Source organism: Microcoleus sp. B3-A4 (assembly GCF_036705385.1).
Lineage (GTDB): Bacteria > Cyanobacteriota > Cyanobacteriia > Cyanobacteriales > Microcoleaceae > Microcoleus.
Map to the genome: position 1 here is coordinate 166,590 of NZ_JAUBUI010000005.1, position 16,303 is coordinate 182,892.

A 16,303-nucleotide genomic window follows, 5' to 3' on the forward strand; every position below is an offset into this window, starting at 1 on the left:
CTAAACCGAGACTGCTGCTGCGGATTTTTCGGTTAACGTTGTGCTTGTAAGCTGGCAAGCATGGCGCTCGGAAAGAGTGACGGTGGCATCCTGCAGCCTCAGAGTCGATTCTTGCCACATTCCAATTTCTTCTATGTTTTCCCAAGATGACCTAAAAGGCGAAACTGCTAAAGCACAAGCTTTCCAGTGACTTTGAACCGGTCCGCCTAGTAAAGCGCAAACACCCCCGCGTCTGCCCTCAGGGGTATAGTGACGGCAGTGACCACAAGCTGAAGTTAAAGGTGAAGTTAAGGAGGTTTGCATAAAAGTTCTTAGGGAAATCATTTTCATCTCTAATTCTCCTTTGTAGAGCTAGCCTGTTTTAGAGCATCCCAACCTTTATGCTGTCTGGGTTGTAGCGATCCCCGAAGCATAAATAAATTTTATAATTTATTTATAATCTCGTTATATATAGAAACAATTAGCTCGGTGCTTGCTCATTGTATAGGTAAAAAGACAGGTTAAAAGTTTATAAAGCCGTTAGGGATCAAGAAAAAGTACAAATGCCCAACGAGTATTAGAGGTTACAAATAAGCGGTAGCTCAGGATACAAAAAGCTGCTGAGAGTTTCGGTAAGCTGCCTCCGGGACACACCAACAATTAAGTCTTAAAATGAAAATGAAAAGATAACCGGAGGCGATCGGGCCCCTGTTGCATTGACGCCAAAAGTAGCTAATCATAAAATAGGCAAGTTTTCAAGCTTCTTGTTTATCTTTACAATCAAAACATTATTAATTCAGAGGCGATAGGAGTTTTGCTAATGAGTAAGCGTTCTTCGGTTGAATCCCCAAATCATCAATCCTCTTCAACCCCAATCAAGCCTGCTTTGCAAGCAGTCTTGGGGAGTCTAGATGTAAACCTAGAAGCAGAACTGACAACATACAGAAGGCACAGGCGGCGGGCCGAACAGTGGGTGTCGCCCTCAGTTCGTACCGGCAAGCAAACAGCCACAACCGAGCAACAGCTAGCCCAAAATTTGGCGCAGAAGACTGCGGAGGAAACCCAGCAGCCGCTATCGCTGCCCCTATCCATTGCCGGCACTCAGGGCGATGCCCCGCTAGCAACTACCAGGGGTGGCACAAAATTATCTAGCAGTGCCTTGGCACCCAACAATTATCTCGAATCAAGCGAAAAACTGATCGAAAGTTTGGACGAGTCAAAAGCTGAGCCTACGGTAGAACGCAGTTTAGCCGCCAGTTTGTTAACTCCCTTGGGACTGAGTTCGATGCTGCTGTTTTTGCTGTCGTGCACAGCTTTGGGCTACGCAGTCATGTACCCGTCAAATCTGGTTAAGATGGCAGGCCTGAGCCGTTTCCTCGATCGCACCTCACCCTCTTCAAGCGACAGTCCCGCCTCTACTTCCATCTCAGATACCAGCACCAAGGAACTGCCGAAAGCTCCAAATCTGGTATCCAAGGAATTTGTGGAGCTAGATTTGAGCACTCTCAGCAATGTCAAGCCGACAGTCAGCCCGATTCCTTCCCCGTCACCAAAAGCATCAATCCCGCCAACCCCGCCAGCGCCTCCGGGCCCCAGTGGGGTTGTGCCGATTCCTACAGAAGACGGCAACCCCCCCAGAGGCAGGGAACAAGGACTCAACAATCTGAGTACGGCTTTGCTTCCCAGTCCCAGCCCTAGCGCTGCCCAGCCTGTGCCGGCACTGCCAACACTGCCTGCAACACCATCCCCAGCCCAGCCTGCCACCACATCTCCGGCGACAGCATCCCCAGCCGCAGCATCCCCAGCCGCAGCATCTCCCCTGGGAAGGCCTGCACGGGCCGCCGACGGTTTCTATTACGTTGTCACCGATTACACCGACGAAAAATCGCTGCAGCAAGCCAGAAAAGCAGTTCCCGATGCCTACGTGCGGAACTTCTCAAAGGGTGTCAAGATCCAAATGGGGGCTTTGAACGATGCTGCCTCAGCAGAACGTTTGGTGAAAGAACTCCAAGAAAAAGGGGTGAAGCCACAATACTATCAACCATAAATTAGGCAAAGACAATTAAACTAATGATCGGGGAGTAGGTTGGGCCGAGGCACGAACCCTCCGCTTCGCTTCACCCAACATTTGCTCAGTTTTGATGGGTAATGCTCGCGCCCTACCCATCCTAAAAATAATCATCACGACCTAACTTAGAGGGAATTAAAATTTCACAATTAAAAATTAAAAAGACGATTGATGAGTTTTCGTTTTTAGTTTTTAATTCTGATTTCTCTGTCTTAATTCTAAAGTTGAAAATTGGGAGACTGGCAAAATGGGATTATTCGATCGCCTATGGCGAGTGATTCGAGCCAATATTAACAGTTTGGTCGGGGCAGCAGAAGACCCAGAAAAAATTCTGGAACAGGCTGTAATGGATATGCAGGAAGATTTAGTGCAGCTCAGACAAGCTGTGGCAGGAGCGATTGCAGCTCAAAAACGCACTGAACGCCAGTGCTCCCAAGCTGAGTCTACAGCAGCAGAATGGCACCAGCGGGCGCAGCTAGCTTTGCAAAAAGGCGAGGAAAATTTGGCGCGGGAAGCTCTGACGCGCAAGAAATCTTATCAAGAAACGGCAACGGCGATGAAAGCCAGTCTCGGACAACAGAACGCTGTTGTGACTAAACTTAAAGAAAATATGCGGGCGCTCGAAAGTAAAATTTCCGAGGCAAAATCTAAAAAAGATATGTACATTGCCCGAGCTCGATCGGCCGCATCGTCGGAAAGGCTTCAAGAAATGATGGGCAATCTCAGTACCGGCAGCACTTTGAGCGCATTTGAACGGATGGAAGAGAAAGTCATGGAGCTAGAAGCTCGCTCCGAAGCAATCGCAGAACTCGGAACTAATGATTTAGAAAAGAAGTTTCTCTCTCTCGAAGGTGCCGACGATGTGGATACCGAGTTGGCGGCGATGAAAGCACAAATGCTTCCGGGCAAGAATACACCCAAATTGCCGTCGAGCGATCCGCCCGCATCCTGAACCCCAGGCAAGAGAACAAGAGTCGGGACGAGCAAAAACTTATCAACAGCCTAGCTAGAGATGGCTCGAAGCCTGTTGGGGAATTCCCGGATCGACGTTAAACTCAGTAGATAGGTGCATGAATAAGCTTGCCTGCATCACATTACTCGATCGCTTTAAACTGGATTTATCTGTCTGCAAAAATTGCCAAAAACTAAATCGCACTAAAAATCTGACAAGAGTGAATTTCACAACTGCGGGCTAGGGCTATCAAGCCTGCTTTCCGCCTACTTCGTACACCTCACCCAGGAAAAATAGCATTATGGGATTATTTGACCGCATTAGCCGAGTCGTCAAAGCCAATCTTAACGATCTGGTCAACAAAGCTGAAGACCCGGAAAAGATTTTAGAACAGTCCGTTACGGATATGCAGGAAGACTTGGTGCAGTTGCGTCAGGCCGTTGCCAGCGCGATCGCCACTCAAAAGCGTACCCAGACTCAGTACAATCAAGCTGAATCTCAGTCTAACCAGTGGCAGCAGCGCGCCCAGCTAGCCCTGCAAAAAGGAGACGAGACTTTGGCCCGGGAAGCGCTGGTTCGCAAAAAGTCTCACGCTGAAACGGCGGCTACGCTGAAAGCCAGCCTGGATCAGCAATCGGCTCAGGTGGAAAGTCTCAAGCGCAACTTGATCGGTTTGGAGAGCAAAATTTCCGAAGCTAAGACTAAGAAGGATATGCTCAAGGCGAGGATATCCGCTGCTAAGGCTCAGGAACAGCTCAACAATACCATTGGCACATTGAATACTGGCAGTTCAATGGCAGCTTTCGATCGCATGGAAGAAAAAGTTTTGCAGATTGAAGCTCGCGCGGGAGCTTCGGCAGAATTGGCGGCTGGCGGCAGCAATTTAGAGGAACAGTTCCGCTTGCTCGAAAGCGGCGGTGATGTTGACGACGAGTTGGCTCAGATGAAAGCTCAACTGACCGGGGGTTCTGTGTCTCAAGGTCAATTGCCGGCAGCGGGTAAAACAGCAGCAGCTAGTAGCTCGGAGTCGAGCCAGGTGATTGACGCTGAGTTGGAAGAATTGCGATCGCAGCTCAATAAAATGTAGTAATCTCTATCAAAATTTACCTATTTCTCAGATCGCAGGTTTGATAGAATGCTCCGCCGACCTACAGGGCTAGCTTGGGAGGTCGGAGTTTTTTTAAGTAATTGTCAAATACACAAAATAGGATTTATGTCAACTGTCTTTATATTGATTTAAGGAATTAACTCTTTAAAAAGTGATAGAGTAATTTTATTCCTTGCAAGAGGTCTAGCTTGGGAGGTGGCAGTGTTTTTAGCAATTGTTAAGTACACAAAATAGAATGGCTGTCAACTATCTTTATATTGACTTAAGGAATTAACTCTTTAAAAAGTGATAAAGTAATTTTATTCCTTGCAGTTGCGTCGGCTTCGCCCGATCGTAAGTGTAAATAACTATCAAATATGGCTAATCTGTCATGCCCGTGCAATTTTCTAGAGGCTTTTGTAAAATCAAGTTTTTCAAGGCATTAGCACTTGGTTTTTCAATTGCAGCTATTTGCCCCGCACTGCTATCAGCTCTAAGTGTTGGCGAGTCGATGGTTGGTACCGACTCAGGGGTGCAAGCGCCAATTTTGCATAATAATTTACCGTCTCAATTAAAACTAAATCAAGAAACAGCAGACGATCGCGATCGGCTTCGTAATTTATACTCGGGTTCAGAATCAGATAGAGGCAGTAAAGAGCAAGAAAATAGCATCCCGGAGCTCGATCAATCGACCCAAAGTGAGGCCCCAGAAACTCTCCCTCAATTGCCGAACCGAGGAGAAAACAGACAAGAATTTCCCCTTCCCAACCCGCGGCCGCCAAATCCGGCTCCCCTACGATAACCCGCGCGGCGCCCTTGCTTTCATGCGAACAGCTCTTTTGCCGCCTGCGGTTCCCGCGCCGGCACAGCCAGCAGAATTGGTAAGATTCCGGGTACGATAAAACTCGATCGATGGCGGAAGTAGTTGGCAGTTGATTTACCGCGAGCCGAGCGTGCGAAATCACAGAAGAGAAATCGCGATCGCGCTGTCGCTGGGAGCAGATAATCGGCGTAGAACTCGGGTTGCGGCGGTGAGGCTGTTTCAGGCTTTTACTCAGAGGGGAGAGAGAGATGTCTTGGCGGCGCGATCGCAGTTCTGTCTCGGAACAGCAGCATTTGGCGCTACCGTGAGCAGGAACGACGCTGACCGTTAATTTTTGAGGGCGGGGTTGCAGTACGTGCGGTTGTTGGCTCGTGAGACGCTGCTGCAGGTGCGATCGGATGTGGCATTGGTTCGGGCCGAGCTTTTGGCGATCGAACAATTCGGTATAAGAGGCTCAGACACATTGCGGGGCTACCGTCAGGATGCTTTGCTGGCAGATAGCGGGATTTTTGATTCAGTTGAGTTGCGGTATCCGATGCAAGGGCACCGACGACAAACAAGGAGTTTTGCGGGTGACGCCGTTTGTGGATTTTGGCAATGTTTGGAATCCCAGGGAATGCGCGGTTTTGGAAGCGAATCTTTGCTCTCAGCGGGATTGCGGCCGGTGACTGTACCGCGAAAGGTGGAATGCTCGCGGAGGCTGGGGAATTCCTTGGATTGATATTAAGTCAACCAACAGGAGTTTACAAGAGCGCGGGCTATATTTTTCTGTATAATTCAAACCTTTTTAGGAAAGCAGTCGTTTTGCCCTTGGCAGAACTGAGCACTTCCGCTATATAGTAATAAGTATCATTTGGCACTCCTCTGTAGATGCCAAGAGTGCATTTTACTGATAATCTTTAAATTAAACTATGTCTAAGGTGCGGTTGCTGCTTTTAAGTTCTTTTGCTTCCGGTTTTGGGCTTTGCTCAATCATTTTGGCGATGTTTACGATGACTTCTAGGTTGTCGTTTACGTCTTTTTTTACCTTTGTTTTAACTTTGGTTTTTTTTGGAATTAATCTAATTTTTGCTTTGCATTATTATACATCAATTACTAAGCAATTGAGTGTTAAAGGTAAAAGAAAAGCGAGAATTTAGCGGTTGTGAAGCAGAACCGGAAAAAGGCATGGAGAGTTTTTTATGTAATTTGAATGGAATCCAGGAAAATGCCTGTGGGTTAGGAAAACTATCTAGCTGTCAGCCATAATTATTTAAAGTCTCATTATTTATGAGGTGCGATGGGGAAAAACTCTAGACATCTCCGAAAACAACCGAAGCCTCTGTGTACTTAAGCTCTCGGCCGTAAATGCAATCATCCTAAATTAGCTAGTATGTACGATAAAACCAGACTTAGATATATTTATTGTTGATAATTAGACCAAAATATTGAGAGATATCTTGAGTTAAAACTACCCTTAGTTAACGTTATTTTAACAGTTATTCACCTCTCCAGTGCTAGTGGCTAATATTCCTTCCCGCCGACCCAAAAGCCAATAGGTCATCATTTCTCCTCTTCCCTTGACTTCGATCGTACCCCTTGGCTCTAGTAAGTATTTATTCTGTAATTTGAGATAAGTCGCATCGGTAACTTGAATGTATCCCGGTTTACCGTGGGATTCCATCCTTGAGGCGATATTCACCGCATCACCCCAGAGGTCATAGATAAATTTCTTAATCCCAATTACTCCCGCAATTACAGGACCCGTATTAATCCCGATCCGAATTTGTAGAGATTCCCCAAAAATATTCTGCACGTTTTGCATATAGGCGTGCATATCCAACGCCATGTTGGCGATCGCTTCGCAATGATCCGGTCGAGAAGCGGGTAAACCACCAACTACCATGTAGGCATCTCCAATGGTTTTAATTTTCTCTAAGCCATACTTTTCAGTGAGTTGATCGAAAGCAGAGAAAATTTGGTTCAAACCTGCTACCAATTGCATCGGCTCTATCCGGGCCGAGATACTGGTAAAACCTACGATATCCGCAAACAAAATCGTGGCTTCTTCAAAATGTTCAGCAGGGGATTCATTAGTCCGCATGAGGCGATCGGCAATTTCCGCAGGTAAGATATTCAAAAGTAATTGTTCTGACTTTTCTTTTTCTTGGCGCAGTTCTCCAGTTCTTTGCTCCACTCTAGCTTCCAACTCTTCATTTGCCAAATGGAGGGCATCTAGAGAATCCTTCAGTTGTCTGGTCATGCCGTTAAAAACGTTGGCTAATTGGCCAAGTTCAACGATCGAACTAACCTCCACTTGTTGGTTGAGATTGCCACCAGCGATCGCTTCCGAAGCAGTGGTGATCCGCTCCACAGGACGGATAATCCGGCGAGCGGTCAGGATACCCAACAAAATTGCCAAAATCAAAGTTGCTAAACAGAGCAGGATTGTAGTCTGAGTATTGGCATTAATCTGATTCATAAAGTCTGCTTCTGGAATAGTCACCACCACCAACCAGTCAATACCTTTACTATCTCGAAAAGGCTCGACTTGGACGAAATAATTTTTACCATCGACGGTAAATTTCAGTTGATGAGATGCTTTGATATTTTGAAAATCATGAAACTGCTCTAGCAAAGCTTGACTCGCTTTTTGGGTGATGGCATTGCTACTATTGACAACCTTGAGTCGTTCAACTCGTTGCTCTGGCAGTTGGACAACCTTTTCTGGGTAATTTTGAAAGGGCTTTTCCTTTGTAGAGGTGGCAATCATTTCTCCAGAACGTTCCAGAATAAAACTTTGCCCAGTTTTACCGATTTTGAGTTTGCTTAAAAAATCCCCAAACATTACCAGATTTAAGCTTGTCATCCAAACTCCTTGGAGATCTCCAGTCTTGGTATATATGGGTTTGCCAGCCGCAAGGTATAGGAATTCACCTGTAATGTGGGGATACACTGTTCCCCAAACAGCTTGCTTTTTCTGGACTGGAATTTTATAGTAGGGGCGTTTGCGGGGGTCCCAGTTAGGTTTCCCGGCGTTGGTAATTTCCCGGCGTTCCCCCTCTGGACTGGTGGTATAGGTAGTCAAAGTGTGGTTATTTTCTACCTCCGAAGCACGGATGACGATCGCGCCATCATCCTGTCGCTCAGCACCAAAAAACTCCTGATTAGTGGGAACAAAAACTGTGGCAGCAACATGGGGAAAGGCGGGGAGTTGTCCCCATAGAAACTTCTCTACATCTCTCCCATTATTAAGATCGATGCGGTTTTGGCTCAGAGTTGCATCATAGCTTTCAAAGGATTGAAAGGGAATAGCAACCAAATAAGTTAGATTTTCCTTGATGCGATCGCTAATATCATTCCGCAACTGAGTAGCTACATCATTTACTGCTTTTTGACCGTTTCTATAGGAAAGATAACCAACAACAGCCACTGCTCCAACTGTTTGGATAACAAATGGAACAATTAGCATTATTTGTAGGGGAATTTTTTTGAAAAGTCCAGGTGATAAGGGCATCCTTGATTTACCAAGCATAGTGACTTCTCCCAACGTTGATACCTAGCATAAGTTAATAGGAATTGAATTTGCATACGCCTACACCCTGCACCTCATACCCCACAACCCTTTCGACAATTTCAACAGGCAATTTATCGCTTTTGTGTCACTCTGATGGGAGTATAATAGCAGCAAACGGCCCAAACCCTGTTGCTGTCTATGGATGAAGCTCACCCATCTCTACCACCATCAATTTTATTGATAAATATTGTGCCTCCTGGGGGGGCGACAGCCCGCCTGAAACCCATAGTTAGTAAGGATTGAGCCAACTTGTGGTAAAAAAAGATAGGCAGCATAATTGTTAAACGCTTGCTTATCCCAAAAAATAAGGATACGAAGATTCTACCAGACTCATTTACAAAAATACCTGACGCCATCTCAGTTTTTGGTGATAACAACCTTGCTATCCTTGATGAAATCTGAAAAAGAAGTGAGATTAGAACGGCTCTCCCGAGTATTTCCCTGCCTAATTACAGCCGAAAATCGGCGACGTAAATTACAAAGTTTTTGAGATTTACTTCACTTAACGATCGAATTAATTTGGTTCCATTTAATTACTTAGTCAAGAACCTAAAAAAAGATATCGAAGACGGAGTACATTTGGTGTTGGCGCAAGATGGAGAAAAGTGGGTTAATTATCTCGAACAATATTCTGATGAGGTGGAACAGTTAATCAAGTTAACTCGAAATAAACGCCATTTTTATCAACAAGGTATGCCGGCTGCAACCCTGATTCGGTCTATCTCAATAGCCTCTTTGCCACCCCCCCAGAGCGATCGTCACCCTAATTGGAGTGGCTCGAAGTTAGGCGTTTGAGTGCGAATTTCCTAATGGTAGTGCTGGCATTAAGGACTATGGCGCTGTGCTGTGGTTGACGGGAATGTTGATGAGCACGATCGCCTCTGATTACTTTCCGAAAACAGCCCAAGAGCAGGTGCTTTGTTTTTTGCTGGCGTTGTGTGCGAGCGCCGTATGTGGTTATTTGACAGCAACGCTGGCCACATTTTTTGTGAGTCAGGATGCTGAGAGCGATCGAGCAGAAATAGCGGCTACACAATCAATTCAAGCTGTGGAAACAGAAATTACTGCACTGCCAAGGTTCAAGCCTGCTTGACGAAAAGGTTTAGACCTGTGAATTGCTGACCTTGGATTTGAGCATGAAGTCGATCGCTCTCGATGCGATACTAGAGAAACGATGATGTCTGTCCAATTATAGATAACCTTTTACTCTAAACTATTCCACCCGAGAGATGATATTTAAAATTTTGAATTTTACTATAAAAATACCCTTTAGTCCCTAAAATAAAAAGCCTTTAAAAGGATGGTAAAAACAAGCCAAATAAATTCATGATAGGGGATCAAAAAAACTCGACCCAGGATAAATTCCATATTTAACTGTTCAAAATGTTAACAGTTTTTCTAGGGTTCAGTGGCTAATTTTCTATGACTTTGAGCCACTGTGGATAATTAAATCAATGTCATCTCCACTCCTGACTTGCATTTAATTCGAGTTTTTTATGATCCTTGTCATCTAAAGCTTGTAGTATCGTTCCCAAAAAGGCTCGCAGTATTGAAGGTTAACCTGGTTCTATTTATTACATTGACACGAGAAACTCATGGAAAACACATTGTTCGATCGCACATTCCGCGACAGCGAAGGCCACATTGTTATAGCTCAGCCGCCAAATCTACCACTGAGTGTGGGGATTGTAGCTAGTTTATTAAAGCTCATTGTTACAACAGGGCAAATTAATTTAGCGTTGGATATAGTAGCCTTTGGGTCTTTGTTTACTTGGGCTTGGGAAGAATTATTTCAAGGCGTTAATTACTTTCGGAGAGCATTAGGCCTGATTGCGCTTGTTGGTCTGATTGTGTGGAAACTTCAATAATTAGGTAAGCATCAATAAATCCTATCGACCATGACCTTACCTCACAAATCTACGCAAACTCTTCTTTTGTTATGGGCATGACCACTCAATTTTCAGAGGTACAGACCACCTCGCGCTGAGGAGATGAGCTTGACTCCCTAGCATTCTCTCCTTTTTCTTTAATACCGCAATTGTCGCAATGAGTATTAAGAGCATTGCCGGTTTAATTCAGTAATTACCTCAGATTTCACCTTTATAAACTACCCCCCAGAAGCCGAGTTTCTTGCTGAAACCCGGCTTCTGTGTACTTCACTTATATTACCTGGAAAGTCCTGTATAATGCTTTCTCAACAGCCACTCATGCAAAAAATCAGAATCGATGTCCAACGAAGCGTCTGACCGTCTTAAACAAAATGCTGAAAAAATTATGCAGATGTGGGAGAAGCGGGCGCGCGATGAAGTCGGTGCATCAACGCATCAAAATTCTCTTGTCTTGCAAGATTCCCTACCTCTGTACTTAAACCAACTGGTAGATGAACTCTCAAACAGAATTGTCAGGACATCTGCCCGAATCACAGCCGACGAGGTAGAAAGTACGCGGATTGGCAAGCTGCATGGGCATGAACGGGCGGGGTATGCTGACTACTCTATGAGTCAACTCATTTTCGAGTATCACCTCCTCCGTCAAGTAATATTTCAAGTTTTAGAAGAAGAAGCACCTTTAGGAGTGCGGGATCGAGACATTATTATCGGCTCCATTGAGCAAGCCGTTAATGACGCGGCCACTCAATTCTCCGAAACGCTGCGAGATATTCAAGAACTATTTATGGTGACGCTAACTCACGACCTCAGAAATCCCATCAATGTCGTAAAAATGGGAACTCAACTAACTCTGCGACGACTTGAACGAGGAGACAGCCATATGGATGTGGCGGCGAGGATGCTCAGTGCGATCAATCGGCTGGATTCGATGATTCAAAATCTGCTGGATGCGAGTCGGCTGCGGGCAGGGCAAAGCTTAAAGATTGAATTTGAAGAATGCGATTTTGAGATGCTAGTCCAAGAGGTGGTAGAAGATTTGAGCTTCGCCTATGGAGAGCGGTTTGTTGTGGTTTCTGATTCTGGTATCAGGACTGTTTGCAGCCGTAAAGAAATACGGCGCGTGATTGAAAATTTAGCAATTAACGCTGTGAAATATGGTGCGCCTAGTACCCCGATTACACTCACGCTCCAGCAAACTGAAACGCAGATCAGCCTTACTATCCATAATGAAGGCGATCCGATCGCCCTAGACGCTCAATCCATCCTCTTTCAACAATTTCGTCGAACCATTTCTGCCGAGGAGCAAACCGGCTGGGGATTAGGATTATTTTTAGCAAAGAGTATTACTGAAGCGCATCAAGGGACACTGGCGGTTGAAAGTGCAGAGGGCAAAGGGACAAGCTTTATTATTAATTTACCTAAAGTTCTTCTTTAGTTCGAGGCATTAAGACTAAGAATAAAAATAAGGTATAAAATAATAAATTCACAGTCAATATTTCGGAGCTTACTCACAGAGCAGGTGCTTCAGCAGACGCACTATAAACCGCAGAATTAAGCCGTCAATATGCGAAACAAAGCCTGAGCGACTACGGCGCCAACAGCCTCAAATAAAAACACCAATAGACCGCATTGATACTGCTGCTTAATCTGTTCAATAGTTCGATTATCTTGATTCTAATTTTTGCTGCGGTGCGAGCGATTTTTCTTCAAGAGGCGGCAGATGCCATATTTTGGGACACTCAGCCGGATTTCTACAAAGCTTGCTTGTGCAACGCACAGTTGTGCTTTGCCAATAACTTTATCGCTGAAGCTGTTTATGGGAAACGAGAAATTTTTGTGCAGGCGGAAAACATTTTTACCATCTACGGAGAAGCAGGAACGCTGGTTTTTACTCCTGAATTCTGTCTATTAATCACGGAGAAAATCGGCTCCCTATCAAAGTAGGAACGCGGCGCGGCTTGTTTGCTCAAGGAACGGATATGGTGTTAAAATATTTGTCAAACAGTACGCTTTTCTAGGTAAAAGATGCCAGGAGTTTGTAGGATTTGAAAGTAGCAGATGCGGCGAGGCGATCGAGGGAAACTGGGAAAAAGGTAGCGAGAACAAGTAAGCCCTGAAAGTAACAGCTTAGTCGAAAATTAATTGTGGATGTAGCTTGATTGTGTTTTTTAGTTTATGCTGGGTTTAGTAACTATATATTATTAACTCGGGTTAAGGGATTGTTGTTTTGTGCTGGAGTTTTTTTAGATGTCAGATCTATTTACCCACGGTTACGCGCTGTTGATTGGTGTTGGTAATACTGCTGACCCAGGCTATTCGCTTCCTGTAACAGTCAAGGATGCTCAAGCGCTCAAAGCTGTGCTGACTGACGCAAATTTTTGTGCATATCCCAATACCCCCGATCGTGTCCGGTTGTTACAGAATCAGGGTGCGACTCACAGTGGCATTTTGGATGGTCTGGACTGGTTAAAAGGATGTGCAGAGGCAGACCCAGATGCCACGATCGTCATTTACTATTCTGGGCATGGTACTGACCTCGACAGTAATGCTTACTACTTACTCCAACATGATTTTAATGAGCAAGCCATTCCACAAACAGCCCTTTCAGCCGAAACCTTGAGTGAGAAGTTACGCAAGATCGAGGCTAAACGTCTCTGGGTCATCATTGATAGTTGTCATGCGGAGGGGATGGCTACCGCTAAGAACGATCTGCCAGCAGACTTTTTGCCTACAGCGTTGCCGAAAGGGGTGATTGATGCCCTGAAGCAGGGGGAAGGTAGGGCCGTGTTTACCTCATCACGAGGAAATCAAAGTTCTTACGTGCGTCCAGATGGCATCCTCAGCGTCTATACGTATCATCTGATTGAGGCGCTGAAGGGAATGGCAAATCAACCGGGCGATCGCCTCGTCAGAATTTCCAACGTCATGACTCACTTGGGAAAAACGGTTTCAGAGAGTGCCCGTAACTTCTGGGACGAAGAACAAACCCCGTTTTTTGATGCAGCGGCGGAGGATTTCCCAGTGGCAATGTTGCGCGGTGGCAAGGGACTGCCCAGCCAAACCCAGAGTCCAGAGTTGCCTAGGGTGATGACAAATCAAGAGGTGATGACCCCTGCCTTGGCAATGGCGAAGCGATCGCTGGCTATTCTAGAAGAACAGGCTGCTGGCTTTGGGATGCTGCAAATGCCTGGTCATCTGCGGATTGACCTAGAGGAAAAACGGCGAGAGGTGGCAGAATTGGAAGCAAGATTGAAGGATGGGAAATCGAATGGATGATTGCGCCGATCTGGAAAAAATACTAATTGCTCATCAAAAAACGCTTACATTGATGGAACAACAAGCGGCAATCTACACCACTTCGACGATGCCACCAAACCTGAAGATTCCACTGGATGAAAAGCGAGAAGAAGTTGCTTTACTAAAGGCACGATTAGAAGCGGCACAATTAGCCAAGAAAAAGACTCAGCAGTCAGCTCAGTCCGAGATGAATCGTCAATCTCCGATGCGATCGCGAGTGCCAGATAGACATTACATTGAACGAGATGAGGCCAAAAGGCTGTTAGAACGCTTTGCCTTAGCACTCAACGAATATGAGGGACAACCCTTGCTGTTCAATATTTGCGGAACTGGCGGAGTTGGTAAAACAACGTTACTGGGGCGGTTAAAGGATGCCCATGCAGGCAAAGTTGATTTTCTGGAGATTTGTTTTACAAAAACGGCTGATATCGAAACTCCCCTAAAATTGATGCGAAAGGTACATGAGCAGGCTGTTGAGTGTTTTGGAGGTGAAACGATCGCTGATTCATTTAAACAAAAAGAGCAGCAGTTTGAGTCAACTCTATACAAGTTGAGTCATCAGTCAATTGAGGGTGAAACAACTAGCAGCGAAGAAGCAAAGAAGATTACAAGCTGGTTTCAACGCTTCATCTGGCTACGGCCAAGAGGTTTGACCTCCACCTCAAGTAAGCCGACATCTTTTAATGTTTCAGGGGTAGGTTTTTCTGCATTAGCGGCGATTGGAGAGGATGCAGACAGCTTGCAAGAATCGATCGAGCAGCGAGTGCGGAATCACCCGGCGACCAAAGACCAGCCTGAGCTACAGGCTCTTATGTTACAGCCAGTTTCCAAACTGACGCAGGCATTTGCTGAAAGTCTGATGCAATTTGCCCAAAGCAGAGGACGATCGCTGGTGCTGATTTTGGATACCTATGAAAAAGCACAGTCTTACCTGAATCAATGGCTGTGGCAGTATTTGGTCGAAGATACTGCGTTGTCTTGTGCACCAGTAAGGCTCGTGGTTGTAGGGCGGCGATCGCTGCAAGCAGATGAGGGTTGGCGCAAGCTCAACCAGGATCGGAAGTTGCTTTTTGAGGTGCCACTTGAGAAGTTTAGCCGGAAGGATACAGAGGAATATCTCAAGCAAATTGGCATTGAAAATGGCGGTATACGCGCCAAAATCTATAATGCAACAAAGGGATTACCCTATTATCTAGATTGGGTACGGAAGCAACGAGAGCAAGGTGAAGAACCTGATTTTTCCAAAGGAAACCAAGCGATCGCTAAATTACTTTTGCAGGGTATAGAGCCCCGGCATGAGGAAGTTTTGTATGTGGTAGCTTGTTGTCGATGGTTCGATCGGGCGATGATTCGGTATTTGCTTGGAAGCGTTGAATTAGGCTTACAACAAGATGCCGATAATGCAGAAGGTTACTTTGAATGGTTGAAAGACTTAGATTTTGTTGAGTTTACCAAAGGGCACTACCGCTTAGATGATGTGGCGCGGGATGTCTTTCGCAAATCCTATTTTCAGGAGAATCAAAATCTGTTTCGCAAAACTCATGCTTTACTAGCCGATTACTTCCAGCAACAAGCGGATAAACTTGTTACTGCTGAAATGTTTTTACCCGATCAGTATGAGGATGAGGAGTGGCGAAAGCTGATGGCAGAGTGTCTCTATTACAATCTTTTTGGTAAGGGAAAGGAAGGACTCCAAAAATATATTGAACAGGTCTTTACCGGAGTTTATCTGGAAGAACCCGATGTATTTATGGCTCCCTTTGCTTTCATTTGTGCAGAGATAAGTGAAGAGAACCAGAATCTGCTTCCCAAAGCGACAGACAAATTTTTTGAAGATTCGGGAAGAACTCTCAGCTTTGGCTGGAATTTTATATATACACCGCTAACAAAATACAAGATTAAATTTGAAGGTGAGAATACTCCTTCGGAACAAGCAATTGAGGAATTTTTAAAACAAATTGAGGGATCTATTCAATCCCTGTTGGGATCTGTTGGTGCTCTCAAGGATAGTCTAGGCAAGTGTGCAGGACTGATCTATAAGTCTTTACGTTGCAATAAATTCAGAGAAATAACTGATTCACTGTTGCAAGCGAAAATCCAGTGTGAAAAATTAACTCACTGCCATCCGAAACTGAAGCATACTCTTTTTTCAAGTCTTGGTGACTTACTGGGAAGTGCAAAACTTTACAATGATTCACTGGATTGCTATTATAAAGCACTGGAGTTAGACCAAGGTAATGCATCCACTTTTGCTGGGCAGGGTGCTACTCTAGGCAATTTAGAGAGATACGAGGAAGCGCTGGAAAGTTGTCAAAAAGCGATTGACCTCGATCCTGAATATGTTTATGCTTGGAGAAACCGAGGGGATATACTCAATAATTTAGGGCGACATGAGGAAGCGCTCAAAAGTTATCAAAAAGCGCTAGAACTCGCTCCTCAATCTGTTGAGGATTGGGTCAATCAAGGGGACTCACTCGATAATTTAGAGCGATATGAGGAAGCGCTCGAAAGCTATCAAAAAGCGCTAGGACTCGCTCCTCAATCTGTTAATGCTTGGGCAAGGCGAGGGAAAGTTCTCATATCATGTCCGGGTGCTTACCCATAATTAAGCAGCAACTGGAACTTGAGGCCACCAGTGAAAGTTTGTTAAAC

Annotated in this window: 16 protein-coding genes; 12 read left to right on the top strand and 4 right to left on the bottom strand. The window is 45.2% G+C overall.

The window, feature by feature from the left end:
• Positions 1 to 330: a hypothetical protein gene (locus tag QUB33_RS04600; protein ID WP_333347854.1), complete on the bottom strand. Its 330-nt coding sequence runs from the start codon at positions 328 to 330 to the stop codon at positions 1 to 3.
• 469 nt (positions 331 to 799) lie between these two features.
• Between QUB33_RS04600 and QUB33_RS04605 the strand changes: the two genes are divergently transcribed.
• Entirely contained in the window at positions 800 to 2,026 is a 1,227-nt protein-coding gene (locus QUB33_RS04605; RefSeq protein ID WP_333347857.1) for a hypothetical protein, read from the top strand.
• 268 nt (positions 2,027 to 2,294) lie between these two features.
• Positions 2,295 to 2,999: a PspA/IM30 family protein gene (locus QUB33_RS04610; RefSeq protein ID WP_333347859.1), complete on the top strand. Its 705-nt coding sequence runs from the start codon at positions 2,295 to 2,297 to the stop codon at positions 2,997 to 2,999.
• A gap of 54 nt (positions 3,000 to 3,053) precedes the next feature.
• On the opposite strand, the gene QUB33_RS04615 is transcribed toward QUB33_RS04610, so the two are convergent.
• Positions 3,054 to 3,230 carry a hypothetical protein gene (locus QUB33_RS04615; RefSeq protein WP_333347862.1) on the bottom strand — a complete coding sequence of 59 codons (177 nt, stop codon included), beginning with the start codon at positions 3,228 to 3,230 and terminating at the stop codon, positions 3,054 to 3,056.
• Between the two features lie 70 nt (positions 3,231 to 3,300).
• Here QUB33_RS04615 and QUB33_RS04620 point away from each other — a divergent pair, with 70 nt between their 5' ends.
• A complete protein-coding gene (locus QUB33_RS04620; protein WP_190663796.1) occupies positions 3,301 to 4,086 on the top strand; it encodes a PspA/IM30 family protein in 786 nt (261 codons plus the stop codon).
• Between the two features lie 467 nt (positions 4,087 to 4,553).
• Here QUB33_RS04620 and QUB33_RS04625 read toward each other — a convergent pair whose 3' ends face one another.
• Complete coding sequence (locus tag QUB33_RS04625; protein WP_333347865.1) at positions 4,554 to 5,348, bottom strand: hypothetical protein; 795 nt, start codon at positions 5,346 to 5,348, stop codon at positions 4,554 to 4,556.
• Between QUB33_RS04625 and QUB33_RS04630 the strand changes: the two genes are divergently transcribed.
• Positions 5,310 to 5,630, top strand: coding sequence for a ShlB/FhaC/HecB family hemolysin secretion/activation protein (locus tag QUB33_RS04630; RefSeq protein WP_333347868.1), 321 nt, complete (start codon positions 5,310 to 5,312; stop codon positions 5,628 to 5,630). The genes QUB33_RS04625 and QUB33_RS04630 overlap by 39 nt on opposite strands.
• A gap of 386 nt (positions 5,631 to 6,016) precedes the next feature.
• Entirely contained in the window at positions 6,017 to 6,157 is a 141-nt protein-coding gene (locus QUB33_RS04635) for a hypothetical protein (protein WP_333347871.1), read from the top strand.
• Positions 6,158 to 6,380: 223 nt separating this feature from the next.
• On the opposite strand, the gene QUB33_RS04640 is transcribed toward QUB33_RS04635, so the two are convergent.
• A complete protein-coding gene (locus QUB33_RS04640) occupies positions 6,381 to 8,360 on the bottom strand; it encodes an adenylate/guanylate cyclase domain-containing protein (RefSeq protein WP_333347874.1) in 1,980 nt (659 codons plus the stop codon).
• Positions 8,361 to 8,951: 591 nt separating this feature from the next.
• On the opposite strand from QUB33_RS04640, the gene QUB33_RS04645 reads away from it, so the two are divergent.
• The 7 genes from QUB33_RS04645 to QUB33_RS04675 all read left to right on the top strand — a co-directional run bounded on the left by QUB33_RS04645 (position 8,952) and on the right by QUB33_RS04675 (position 16,256).
• On the top strand, positions 8,952 to 9,260 hold the full coding sequence (locus QUB33_RS04645; protein ID WP_333347878.1) for a hypothetical protein: 309 nt from the start codon (positions 8,952 to 8,954) through the stop codon (positions 9,258 to 9,260).
• Between the two features lie 46 nt (positions 9,261 to 9,306).
• A complete protein-coding gene (locus QUB33_RS04650) occupies positions 9,307 to 9,558 on the top strand; it encodes a hypothetical protein (protein ID WP_333347881.1) in 252 nt (83 codons plus the stop codon).
• Between the two features lie 502 nt (positions 9,559 to 10,060).
• Positions 10,061 to 10,333: a hypothetical protein gene (locus QUB33_RS04655; RefSeq protein ID WP_333347884.1), complete on the top strand. Its 273-nt coding sequence runs from the start codon at positions 10,061 to 10,063 to the stop codon at positions 10,331 to 10,333.
• A gap of 358 nt (positions 10,334 to 10,691) precedes the next feature.
• Positions 10,692 to 11,789, top strand: coding sequence for a HAMP domain-containing sensor histidine kinase (locus tag QUB33_RS04660; protein WP_333347887.1), 1,098 nt, complete (start codon positions 10,692 to 10,694; stop codon positions 11,787 to 11,789).
• 233 nt (positions 11,790 to 12,022) lie between these two features.
• Entirely contained in the window at positions 12,023 to 12,298 is a 276-nt protein-coding gene (locus QUB33_RS04665) for a hypothetical protein (RefSeq protein WP_333347890.1), read from the top strand.
• Positions 12,299 to 12,601: 303 nt separating this feature from the next.
• A complete protein-coding gene (locus QUB33_RS04670) occupies positions 12,602 to 13,630 on the top strand; it encodes a caspase family protein (protein WP_333347893.1) in 1,029 nt (342 codons plus the stop codon).
• On the top strand, positions 13,623 to 16,256 hold the full coding sequence (locus QUB33_RS04675; protein ID WP_333347896.1) for a tetratricopeptide repeat protein: 2,634 nt from the start codon (positions 13,623 to 13,625) through the stop codon (positions 16,254 to 16,256). The genes QUB33_RS04670 and QUB33_RS04675 overlap by 8 nt, the downstream gene beginning before the upstream one ends.
• Positions 16,257 to 16,303 lie beyond the last annotated feature (47 nt).

Bases quoted from the DNA above. Each gene is read 5' to 3' on its own strand.
- QUB33_RS04600 (WP_333347854.1), bottom strand. From the start codon at position 330: ATGAAAATGATTTCCCTAAGAACTTTTATGCAAACCTCCTTAACTTCA.
- QUB33_RS04605 (WP_333347857.1), top strand. From the start codon at position 800: ATGAGTAAGCGTTCTTCGGTTGAATCCCCAAATCATCAATCCTCTTCA.
- QUB33_RS04610 (WP_333347859.1), top strand. From the start codon at position 2,295: ATGGGATTATTCGATCGCCTATGGCGAGTGATTCGAGCCAATATTAAC.
- QUB33_RS04620 (WP_190663796.1), top strand. From the start codon at position 3,301: ATGGGATTATTTGACCGCATTAGCCGAGTCGTCAAAGCCAATCTTAAC.
- QUB33_RS04640 (WP_333347874.1), bottom strand. From the start codon at position 8,360: ATGCTAATTGTTCCATTTGTTATCCAAACAGTTGGAGCAGTGGCTGTT.
- QUB33_RS04655 (WP_333347884.1), top strand. From the start codon at position 10,061: ATGGAAAACACATTGTTCGATCGCACATTCCGCGACAGCGAAGGCCAC.
- QUB33_RS04660 (WP_333347887.1), top strand. From the start codon at position 10,692: ATGTCCAACGAAGCGTCTGACCGTCTTAAACAAAATGCTGAAAAAATT.
- QUB33_RS04670 (WP_333347893.1), top strand. From the start codon at position 12,602: ATGTCAGATCTATTTACCCACGGTTACGCGCTGTTGATTGGTGTTGGT.
- QUB33_RS04675 (WP_333347896.1), top strand. From the start codon at position 13,623: ATGGATGATTGCGCCGATCTGGAAAAAATACTAATTGCTCATCAAAAA.